Genomic DNA, 11,112 nt, shown 5'->3' on the forward strand with positions numbered 1-11,112 from the left:
CGGAGGGCCTTGGCGATTCCCGGAGCATCGAACGATGGTAGTTGTCCGGTTGCAGCCGTCGGCTTTTCTGAATGAACTCGGTGGCTCCCGACCGGCGGTTAAGCGGCTCTCCGACGCGCCGGCACGCTCGTCTCGGTGCCATTCCCGATTCCGCCAGGCAGCCTTTCCTGGCCATTCCGCGGTCATTTTCCGGTAGAGTTTGGCCCCATGACTTTTGAGGGGCGGTTTCGCTCCGGATCGGGGATGGCATGAAAACCGGATTTTCCATTTCTGTGCGCGGCCTGCTGGTCGTCGGACTGGCCTTGCTGGCGCTTGCGCTGGGGGCGTATCTGCAGTTCGGGCCGGGGGCGTCTGGCGACGATGGCGTGGACGAAGGTACGGCCTTCGAGGTGGTCGATGCCGCGCACCGCGAGTTCGACGGTTCGCCGGCGCTGGCTTTGTCGTTCAGCCTGCCGCTCGATGCCCGGGGCAATCCCGGCAAGTTCGTCGAAGTGCTCGAGATGCCGCCGCGCCAGGGTGAGCCGGTGGCCGGCGAGACCGACGAGGACAGCGCCGAGTCCAGCGAACCGATGGAAACCAAGGTCAGCAGCAGCGAGGCGGATACCGTGCTCGACGGCGGCAAGCCGGTGGCCGGGGCCTGGGTGGTCGGCGAGAATCCGCGCCTGCTCTTCTTCCCCAACGTCAAGCCGCAGACCCGGTACATCATCCGTGTGCAGCCCGGCCTGCCGGCGCGCAATGGCAGCACGCTGGGCGGCGAGGTGCGTTATTCGATCCGCACCGCAGCGGTGGCGCCGGCCTTCTACTTCGCCAGCCGCGGCATGGTGCTGCCGGCCGGCCAGAACGGCGGCCTGCCGGTGAGCACGGTGAATGTGCCGGAGGTGGACATCCAGTTCCTCAAGGTCAAGCCGGAAGCCCTGCCCACCTTCCTCGACAAGGTGATCGCCGGGGCGCCGCTGCCGCGCAGCGAGTCGGCCGACGACGAGGACGAGGAGACGTATTACGACTACGAGAACCGGACCACCAAGCTGCAGGGTGCCATCGACACCTGGACGCTGGACAACCTGAACAAGCTGACCACCAGCGCCTTCGTCGGCCGTTTCGTCACCGAGCAGAAGGCCAACCGGCGCAGCGTCACCTTCATCCCGGTCGAGGACATCCCGGCCTTGCGCGAACCTGGCGTCTACATCGCGGTGATGTCGCAGCCCAACCGTTTCCGCCAGGAGTACCAGACCACCTACTTCTACGTCAGCGACCTCGGCCTGCATGTGCGCCGGCATGTCGCCGGCAGCGCCGATGCCTTCGTCAGCTCGCTGGTCGACGGCAAGGCGGTCGGCGGCGTCGAGGTTTCCTGGCTGTCCACCGACGGCAAGGTGCTGGCCCGCGCCACCACCGATGGCGACGGCCGCGCCAATTTCGCCGAGCAGCCGGCCGAGGCGCGGGTGATCGTCGCCCGCAAGGGCGAGCAGTTGTCGCTGATCGCGCTCAAGGAACCGGCGCTCGACCTCTCGGAATTCGAGGTCGGTGGTCTGACCTCGGCGCCGGTCCGGCTGTTCGCCTACAGCGGCCGCAATCTCTACCGGCCGGGCGAGAGTTTCGACGTCTCGGTGCTGGCGCGCGATGCCGACGGCCGCCCGGTGCCGGCGCAGCCGGTTCAGGCCATCCTGCGCCGGCCGGACGGCAAGGCGCAATGGACGGCGAACTGGACGCCGGACGCCAAGTTCCCCGGCTACTACCGGCGGCGCATCGAACTGCCGGCCGACGCGGCAACCGGCAACTGGTATCTCGAACTGCGCGGCGACCCGGCAGCGGCGCTGGCCAGCACGACGCTCAATTTCAACGTCGAGGAATTCCTGCCCGAGCGCATGAAGCTCGACCTCGGTGCCGACAAGACGCCGCTCAAGCCTGGCGACACCTGGCAACTGGCGGTCACCGGCAATTACCTGTACGGCGCGCCGGCGGCCGGCAACCGCCTGCTCGGCGTGGTCAACACGGCGCGCAATGCCAGCCCGCTGGCCGCCACCCTGCCCGGCTTCGTCTTCGGCGATGCCGACGAGGACAGCACGCGCAGCCGCCAGGAGCTGGCCGAAAGCCAGCTCGACGACGCCGGCAAGGCGGCGGTGGACATCGATTTCTCCAGCCTCGCAGGCCGCCGTTCGCCGTTCTCCGTGCGTGCCACGCTGAGCCTGCTGGAAAGCGGCGGCCGGCCGGTGATCCGTAGCATCGAGCGGACCTGGTGGCCGGCGCCGGAACTGGTCGGCGTCCGGCCGCTGTTTGCCGGTGCCTACGCCCGCGAAGGCTCGCGCGCCGAATTCGAGGTGGTGCTGGCCGACAACGCCGGCAAGCTCAAGGCCGGCAAGGCCTTGCCGGTCCGCATGTTCCGCGAGAACCGCGACTGGTACTGGCGTTTCGACGACCAGCGCGGCTGGCATTCCGGCTACACCGAAACCGATGAGCTGGTCGCCTCGACCCAGGTCAGCATGCCGGCCGGCGGTCGCGGCAAGCTGTCGCTGCCGGTCAAGTACGGCCGCTACCGGATCGAGATCGTCAATCCGGCCACTCAGGAGGTGACGCGTTACCGCTTCTACGCCGGCTGGTCGGCGCAGGACGACGAAAGCCAGGGCGTGCGCCCGGACCGCGTCGGCCTCAAGCTCGACAAGGCGGCCTACAAGGAAGGCGAAACCGCCCGCCTGACGATCACCCCGCCGCATGCCGGCGAGGCGCTGATCACCGTCGAGGGCGACAAGCTGCTGTGGTCGAAGCGGATCAGCCTGGGCAGCGACGCCACCACCATCGACCTGCCGATTGCCGCCGAATGGAAGCGCCACGACCTCTACGTGACGGCGCTCGTGCTGCGTCCCGGCAATGCCGGCGCCAGCGTGACGCCGGCCCGCGCGCTGGGCATCGCCCACCTGCCGCTGGCGCGCGACGAGCGCAAGCTGGCGGTCAGCCTGGAGGCGCCGAAGAAGATGGAGCCCGACCGGCCGCTCAAGGTCAAGGTCAAGGTGCCGGGCGCCAAGGGCCAGAATGCGTTGGTGACGCTGTCGGCGGTCGATGTCGGCATCCTCAACATCACCAATTTCAAGAGCCCCGATCCCTTCGCCTTCTTCTTCGCCAAGCTGCGCTACGGCCAGGACTTGCACGACGTCTACGGGCGCCTGATCGAGAAGATGGGCGGCCGCAAGGGCAAGCTCAAGTGGGGCGGTGACGCGGCGCCGAAGGCGACGCGCAGCCTGCCGAAGAAGGTGCGGCTGGTCGACCTGTTCAGCGGCCCGGTCGCGCTCGACGCCAACGGCGAGGCGGAAATCAGCCTGCCGGTGCCCGACTTCAACGGCAGCCTGCGGCTGATGGCGGTAGCCAGCGCCGGCGAGCGCTTCGGCATGCAGGAGGCCGAGGTCACGGTGGCGGCGCCGCTCGTCGTCGAACTGGCGACGCCGCGCTTCCTCTCGGTCGGCGATTCGGCCCTGCTCGCGCTCGACGTGCACAACCTGGCCGGCAGCGAGCAGGAAGTGAAGATCCATGTCAGCAACGACGCCGGCCTGGTGATCCGCAACGGCGAGCAGAAGTTCTCGCTCAAGGACCAGCAGAAGCGCATCCTGCGCATTCCGCTGGAAGCCGGCACGGCGCACGGCCTGACCGAGGTGCGGGTGCACATCGAAAGTCCGCGCAGCAAGCTCGAGCGTACCTTCCCGCTCCAGGTCCAGGCGCCGACGCCGCGCCAGACGGTGATCCGCCGCTACATCGTCAATCCGGGCGAGACGCTGGAAGTGCGCGATGCCGAACTCGGCGGCTTCCTGCCGCAGACGGTCGGCGCCACGCTGGCCGTCTCGGACAAGGCGCCGATCGACGTGCGCAGCGTGGTCAAGGGCCTGCTCACCTACCCCTACGGTTGCGCCGAGCAGACCACCAGCACCGCCTACCCGCACGTTTTCATCGACGAGGCGGCGGCCCGCCAGTTCGGCCTCAAGCCTTACACCCAGGCCCAGCGCGCCGAGATGCTCGACAAGGCGATCGCCCGCCTGGCCGGCATGCAGGCGCCGAACGGCGGCTTCAGCCTGTGGGGCAACTATTCCGAGTACCAGTACTGGCTGTCGGCCTATGTCGGCAACTTCCTGGTCGATGCGCGCGAGCAGGGCTTCGCGGTCCCACCGGAAATGGAGAAGAAGGCGCTCGACTTCCTGCTCAAGGGATTGCAGGAAGGCGTCGCCGGCCTGCCGCGCGGGCCGCTTTCCTACAACGAGAACAGCGTCTGGAACGACTGGCGTTACGCCGGCTCCGGGCGCTTCGCGGTGCTCGCCTACGGCGCCTACGTGCTTGCCACGCAGGGCAAGGCGCCGCTGGCGACGCTGCGCCAGCTGGCCGAAGCCAGTGAGCGCTCGCACTCCGGTCTGGCCCTGATCCACCTCGGCCTGGCGCTCAAGCTGATGGGCGACGAGCCGCGCAGCAAGACGGCAATCGACGCCGGCCTCAAGAAGCCGCGCGACAACCGCTACTGGTGGGGCGACTACGGCAGCAACCTGCGCGACTGGGCGCTCACCTACGTGCTGCTGCAGAAGCACGGCCTGGCGCCGGAAGGCCGCGACAACCTGGTCACCCTGGTCGCTGCCGACATGGAGAAGCAGCATTACCTGAGCACCCAGGAGAAACTCGCTGTCTTCCTGCTTGGGCGCAGTTTCGCGACCCAGCCGGGCGGCGAATGGCAGGCCGAGTTCGTGCACGGCAGCCGGCCGCCGGCGATCGGCGGCAAGGGCACCCAGTTCCGGCCGCTCGACGGCGGCGAACTGGCGGCCGGCTTCAAGCTGAAGAACACGCATGGCGAACGCCTCTTCGTCGAACTCAATTTCAGCGGCAACCCGGCCAAGGCCCCGGCCGCCAAACGCGAAGTCTTCGACCTCGAACGCGAGTGGTACACCGCCGACGGCAAGCCGCTCGCCAAGCGTCCGCTGCGCGTCGGCGAAAGCCTGATCGTCCGCCTCAAGGTGAAGACGCGCGGCCGCTACGCCAATGCGCTGGTCGTCGATTACGTGCCGGCCGGCGTCGAGATCGAGAACGCCAACATCGTCCAGGGCGAGCAGAACGAAACGGCGATCGCCGGCATCTACGCCAGCCAGGCGATGCAGGACGCGCGGATCAAGCACGTCGAGTTCCGCGACGATCGCTTCGTCGTCGCCGCCCGCCTCGAGGGCGAGATGAACTTCTTCTACCGCGTGCGGGTGGTGACGCCGGGCCGTTTCGTCGTCCCGCCGACCTACGCCGAGGACATGTACCAGCCGATGATCTACGGCCTGAGCAGCGGCGGCGAGCCGATCACGATCAGCGATGGCCAGGCGCAGTAAACCGGCGCGCCGCGGCGGGGGGCGATGAAGCTCTCCCGGCGCGGTCTGCGCTGGGCGCTGGCGGCCCTGCTCGGCGCCTTGCTGATTGCCGACCGGCTGGCGCCACCGCCGCTGCCCGGGCGCGACACGGCGCGCGCCCAGGTGGTGCTGGCGCGCGACGGTACGCCGCTGCGCGCCTTCCCCGACCGCAGCCACGTCTGGCGCCATCCGCTACGCCTCGACGAGGTGTCGCCGCGTTACGTCGATGCCGTGCTCGCCTACGAGGATCGTTTCTTCTACTGGCACTTCGGCATCAATCCGGTAGCCCTGCTGCGTGCCGCCGGGCAGTGGTTGTGGCACGGCCGCATCGTCTCCGGCGGCTCGACGCTGACCATGCAGGTGGCACGCCTGCTCGAACCGGTGCCGCGCACGCCGGCCGGCAAGCTGCGCCAGATGCTGCGCGCGGTGCAGCTCGAACTGCGCCTGTCGAAGCGCGAGATCCTCGAGCTCTACCTGAGCTACGCGCCGATGGGCGGCGTCCTCGAAGGCGTCGAGGCGGCCAGCCGCGCCTACCTGGGCAAGCCGGCCGCCTCGTTGTCGCATGGCGACGCCGCCCTGCTCGCCGTGCTGCCGCAGGCGCCGTCGCGCTTGCGTCCGGATCGCTATCCGGCGGCGGCGCGCGCCGCCCGCGACAAGGTGCTCGACCGCCTGATCCCGCGCTGGGGCGCGGCGACCGTCGCCGACGCCCGGCAGGAGGCGGTGATCGCCCAGACCGTGCGCGAGCCGTTGCTCGCGCCGCTGTTCGCCGAGCGCGTGCGCAAGCTGCATCCCGGTGTCGCCCGCATCGAGACGACGCTCGACGCCGCCACCCAGAACAGCGTCGAGCAACTGCTCGGCAGCCGCCTCGGCGTGCTGCCACCGCGCGTCTCGATGGCCGCCCTGGTGGTCGACAATGCGACGCTGGAAGTCCGCGCCTACGCCGGTTCCGCCGATTTTTCCGACAACCAGCGTTTCGCCCACGTCGACATGGTGCTCGGCCGCCGTTCGCCGGGTTCGACGCTGAAGCCCTTCCTCTACGGACTGGCCTTCGACGAGGGGCTGATCCATTCCGAATCCCTGCTTTCCGACGTGCCGCAGTCCTTCGGCGGCTACCAGCCGGGCAACTTCCAGGCGAGCTTTTCCGGGCCAGTCGGCGTCACCGAAGCCCTGCAGCGTTCGCTCAACGTGCCGGCGGTCGAAGTCCTCGACCGTCTCGGCCCGCAGCGCTTCGTCGGCCTGTTGCGGGCCGGCGGGCTGAAACTCGACCTGCCGCGCGACGCCCAGCCCAATCTGTCGGTGATCCTCGGCGGCGTCGCCGTCAGCCTCGAAGACCTGGTCGGCGCCTACACCGCTTTCGCCCGCGGCGGCGTCGCCGGTCGGCCGCGTTATACGACGACATCGCCGGTCGAGGAAAGGCGGATGCTCAGCGAAGGCGCCGCCTTCATCATTCGCGACCTGCTCGAAGCCGGCGGCCCGGTCGGCCGCCAGGTCGAGGCCGGCGTCGGCGTACGCCGCGGCATCGCCTGGAAGACCGGCACCAGCTTCGGCTTCCGCGACGCCTGGGCAATCGGCGTCAGCGACCGCCACACGGTCGGCGTCTGGGTCGGCCGCCCGGACGGCACGCCCAACCCGGGTTTCTTCGGCGCCAACATCGCGGCGCCGCTGCTGGTCGATATCTTCTCGGCGATCGAGGCGCCGGGCCGCGTCGACCGGCCGCCGCCGGCCAGCGTCAGCCAGGCCCGCATCTGCTGGCCGCTCGGCCTGCGCAGCGCCGACACGCCGGCCGAACTCTGCCACCAGGAACGCAGCGCCTGGCTGCTCAACGGCGCCGCGCCGCCGACCTTCCCCGACCGCCTGCGCAGCGGTGCTGCGCGCTACACCGATTACCGTGACGCCAGCAGCGGCCTGCGCGTGCGCGCCGCCTGCGCCAGTGGCGAGATGCTTGCTGTCGACATGGCGCGTTGGCCGGCGGCGCTCGAACCCTGGCTCGACGCGACGACCCGCAGCCGTGCCCTGCCCCCGCCGTGGAGTGCGGAATGCGGCCAGGCACAGGCGCCCGGCGATGGCCTGAAGATCGTCGGTGTCGCCCGCGGCGAAACAATCCGCCGCGCCGCCGGCGGCGCCGCCCCGCTGCTGCGCCTGGAGGCGCGCGGCAGCCGGCAATCGCTGATCTGGCTGGTCGACGGCCGGCAGGTCGGCCGCACGGCGCCCGGCAAGGCCCTGCAGCAGCGTTTCGCCGAGCCGGGGCGGCATACGATCACGGTGATGGACGACAGCGGTCGTTACGACCGGGTGGAAATCAGCGTCCAGTAGGTGTCTCGCCGGCCAGCAAAAACCGCCGGCATTTGTTATCGTTCGGATAAAACAAACCCGGACCGCCAGACGGCCAGTGCAGAGATGACTTACCTACCCCAGCGCCCGCCGGAGTCCCGGCCATGAGTACTTACGCCATCGGCGACATCCAGGGTTGCCACGATTCCCTGTTGCGCCTGCTCGAGCTCTGCGCCTTCGACCCGGCGCAGGACCGCCTTTGGCTGGTCGGCGACCTGGTCAATCGCGGCCCTAAGTCGCTCGAAACGCTGCGCCTGATCAAGTCTTTCGGCGACTCGGCGGTGACCGTGCTGGGCAACCACGACCTCTACCTGTTGATGGTTGCCGAGGGCGGTGCCAAGTATCGGGCCAAGGACGACACGCTGGACGACGTGCTCGCTGCGCCGGACCGCGACGAACTCCTCGACTGGCTGCGCCGGCAGCCGCTTTGCCACACCGAGGGCGATTTCTGCCTGGTGCACGCCGGCCTGCTGCCGCAATGGACGGCCAAACGCGCCCGCGAACTGGCGCGCGAAGTCGAGGCCAGGCTGCAGGGCAAAGATTACCGCGACTTCATCCTCAACCTGTGGGGCAGCGAACCGGCCGCCTGGGAAGACGACCTGAAGGGCTGGGGGCGGCTGCGGGTGATCGTCAACGCGATGACCCGGATGCGTTTCTGCACCAAGAAGGGGGTCATGGAGTTCAAGGTCAAGGGCAAGCTGAACAACGCGCCGGCCGGTTACCTGCCGTGGTTCGAGATCCCCGGCCGCAAGAGCGCCGACAGCGTGCTGGTCACCGGCCACTGGTCGGCGCTCGGCCTGCGCATCACGCAGAATCTGCTGGCGCTCGATTCGGGGTGCTTGTGGGGCGGTCATCTGACCGCAGTGCGGCTGGAAGACCGGCGGGTGTTTCAGGTGGATTGCTCGCCAGCGGAAGCCCTGCCGCTAAAGCAATAGCTTCGCGCGCGGCGGCGGCAACCTGCTTGCGGTCCTCGCCGTTAATACCGCGGAGCGGCGTCGTCACCAGGCGGGCGATGATGCGGCGCCGCTTGAGGATGGCGGTAGTGCATTCGCCGAGCGAGATATCGCCGTCGTAACGCGGCGCCAGGCTGCGTTCGCCGTTCAGTTCCCAGTAGGAAATCGCTGCCGGCAGCACCGGCCGGCCGGCGGCCAGCGCCGGCTGCAGCAGCGCGGCGTGGAAATGCAGCAGGCTGCGGCCGTCGGTCGTCGTGCCTTCGGGGAAGACGGCGACCACCTTGCCCTGCCCCAGGATGCCGGCGATTTCCTCGTTGATCAGGCGGGCGTGGCCGCGGCTGCCGCGACGCAGGAAGACGGTATCGTTCTTCCAGGCCAGCCAGCCGATCACCGGCCAGCGCCGGACTTCTTCCTTGGAGACGAAGGCGGCCGGCACGGCGGCGTTGATGACGAAGATGTCGATCCAGGAAACATGGTTGGCGACCAACAGCACGCCGGGTGCCAGGTGGGTCAGGTCGGCTTCCAGTTCGACGCCGAGCGCGTCGAGCACCGCCGCCGACCAGCTTTGTTTGAGCCGCAGTCGGCGCGTGTCGCCGCAAATGCGGAAGACGGTCAACGACACCAGCGCGCCGGCCAGTACCAGCAGAAAGAGCCGGAACAGCCGGAAGGCGCGGCGAAGGGCGGTGGTCTCGTTCAGTCTGCCTGTCCCAGATAGTGTTTGGCGTAACGGTTGGAAACCTTGGCCATCGGCATCAGGATGGGCAGGTCGGCCGTGTTGAAATCGGGATCCCAGGCCGGTTCGCCGCAGATCCAGGCGCCGGCGCGCAGGTAACCCTTGATCAGCGGCGGCACCTCGGCTGGGCGATCCTGCTGCAGCGCCGCCAGCGGCAGCGGACAGCGCGGAAAGACGCGGTATTCCTGCGGTCCGAGATGATCGACAACCAAGCGATTATACAGGCTGGCCGCGGCATGGCCGCCGTCGGCCATGCTGATCGAGGCGCAGCCGATCAGGTAGTCGTGGCCGTGTTCGGTCATGTACTGGGCGAGGCCCGACCAGAGCAAGGTGATCGTCGCGCCGGTCCGGTAATCGGGATGGACGCAGGAGCGGCCGATTTCCACGAGGCGGGAGCGCAGGTGCTGGAGGCGGGTGAGGTCGAATTCGTTTTCCGAGTAGTAGCCGACCTGGCGGGCGTTTTCCGGCGGCAGGATGCGGTAGGTGCCGACGATTTCGCCGCTTTGCGTGTCGCGCACGACCAGGTGTTCGCAGTAGGGATCGTAGATGTCGTGGTCGACGCCGGGCGTGCGGCTCGGCAGGTTGGCGCCCATTTCGCCAGCGAAGACGCGGTGGCGCAGACGTTGCGCGTCGAGGATGTCGCTGGCGCTGCGGGCAAAGCCGACGGCCAGGTGCTTGCGTTCGGGACGGCTGCGCTGCGCAGCCTGGTGCAGGTTTTCCATGTTGTTCTCCTTGTAGGCAGTGGAGAACAGCATGGAACAGGCGTGTTACACGCCGATTTCCCGCGGATGACGTCGCGGTTTCAGTCCAGCCAGGGGCGTTCGCCGAAGGCTTGACTGTAGCGCCGGGCGATTTCGGCACGGCTTGGCTGGTGGTTCTGGCCGCCGCGATGGGCGATCTTGATCGATCCCATCACAGAAGCCAGGCGACCGGTGTTAGTCCAGTCCCAGCCGTTGGCGATGCCGTAGAGGAGGCCGGCGCGATAGGCGTCGCCACAGCCGGTGGGGTCGACGATGGCGTCGGGCGCGACGCAGGGAATGTCGTAACGGGCGCCGTCGGCGTGGATTTCCGAGCCTTCGCCGCCGCGGGTGACGATCAGCGCTCTTACCTCGCTCGCCAGTTGTTCGAGGCTGCGCCCGGTGCGGTCGCAGGCGAGCTTGGCCTCGTAGTCGTTGAAGCAGGCGTAGTCAGCGAGGCGCAGGAAATCCATCAGGTCGTCGCCGCCGAACATCGGCAGGCCCTGGCCGGGATCGAAGATGAAGGGGACGCCGGCGGCGGCGAAGTCACGGGCGTGCTGCAGCATGCCTTCGCGGCCGTCGGGAGCGACGATGCCCAGCGTCGCGCCGGCCCGCTCGACCTTGTTCAGGTGCGAGAAGGCCATCGCGCCGGGGTGGAAGGCGGTGATCTGGTTGTCGTCGAGATCGGTGGTGATGAAGGCCTGGGCGGTGAAGCTGCCGGGGACCTGGCGGACGTGGGCGCGGCTCAGGCCGAGTGTGTCGAGACGGGCCAGATACGGGGCAGCATCGTCGCCGACGGTGGCCATGATCGTCGCGTCGCCACCGAGCAACATCAGGTTGTAGGCGATGTTGCCGGCACAGCCGCCGAACTCACGGCGCATTTCGGGAACCAGGAAGGCGACGTTGAGGATGTGGATCTGCTCGGGCAGGATATGGTTCTTGAAACGGTCCGGAAAGACCATGATGTTGTCGAAAGCCAGCGAGCCGCAGATCAGTGTCGTCATTTT

At 68.6% G+C, this 11,112-nt stretch carries 5 protein-coding genes and 1 pseudogene; 3 read left to right on the top strand and 3 right to left on the bottom strand.

Annotated elements, in window-relative coordinates:
* Positions 1-248 precede the first annotated feature (248 nt).
* The 3 genes from ACLIIZ_RS01110 (at position 249) to ACLIIZ_RS01120 (ending at position 8,617) form a co-directional block, all read left to right on the top strand.
* Entirely contained in the window at positions 249-5,333 is a 5,085-nt protein-coding gene (locus tag ACLIIZ_RS01110) for an alpha-2-macroglobulin family protein (RefSeq protein ID WP_416690357.1), read from the top strand.
* Positions 5,334-5,357: 24 nt separating this feature from the next.
* Positions 5,358-7,664: a penicillin-binding protein 1C gene (gene pbpC / locus ACLIIZ_RS01115; RefSeq protein WP_416690358.1), complete on the top strand. Its 2,307-nt coding sequence runs from the start codon at positions 5,358-5,360 to the stop codon at positions 7,662-7,664.
* Between the two features lie 122 nt (positions 7,665-7,786).
* Positions 7,787-8,617 carry a symmetrical bis(5'-nucleosyl)-tetraphosphatase gene (locus ACLIIZ_RS01120; protein ID WP_416690359.1) on the top strand — a complete coding sequence of 277 codons (831 nt, stop codon included), beginning with the start codon at positions 7,787-7,789 and terminating at the stop codon, positions 8,615-8,617.
* 190 nt (positions 8,618-8,807) lie between these two features.
* Here the strand turns inward: ACLIIZ_RS01120 and ACLIIZ_RS01125 are convergent.
* The 3 genes and pseudogenes from ACLIIZ_RS01125 to ACLIIZ_RS01135 form a co-directional block, all read right to left on the bottom strand.
* A pseudogene (locus tag ACLIIZ_RS01125) lies at positions 8,808-9,257 on the bottom strand (lysophospholipid acyltransferase family protein); the annotation flags it as partial.
* Positions 9,258-9,328: 71 nt separating this feature from the next.
* Positions 9,329-10,090 (bottom strand): GNAT family N-acetyltransferase, encoded by a 762-nt coding sequence (locus tag ACLIIZ_RS01130; RefSeq protein WP_416690360.1) that lies wholly within the window; start codon positions 10,088-10,090, stop codon positions 9,329-9,331.
* 80 nt (positions 10,091-10,170) lie between these two features.
* Positions 10,171-11,109 carry a carbohydrate kinase family protein gene (locus ACLIIZ_RS01135; RefSeq protein ID WP_416690361.1) on the bottom strand — a complete coding sequence of 313 codons (939 nt, stop codon included), beginning with the start codon at positions 11,107-11,109 and terminating at the stop codon, positions 10,171-10,173.
* Between the last annotated feature and the right edge of the window lie 3 nt (positions 11,110-11,112).

The sequence above is a fragment of the Azonexus caeni genome (assembly GCF_048146105.1).
GTDB classification, from domain to species: domain Bacteria; phylum Pseudomonadota; class Gammaproteobacteria; order Burkholderiales; family Rhodocyclaceae; genus Azonexus; species Azonexus aromaticus_B.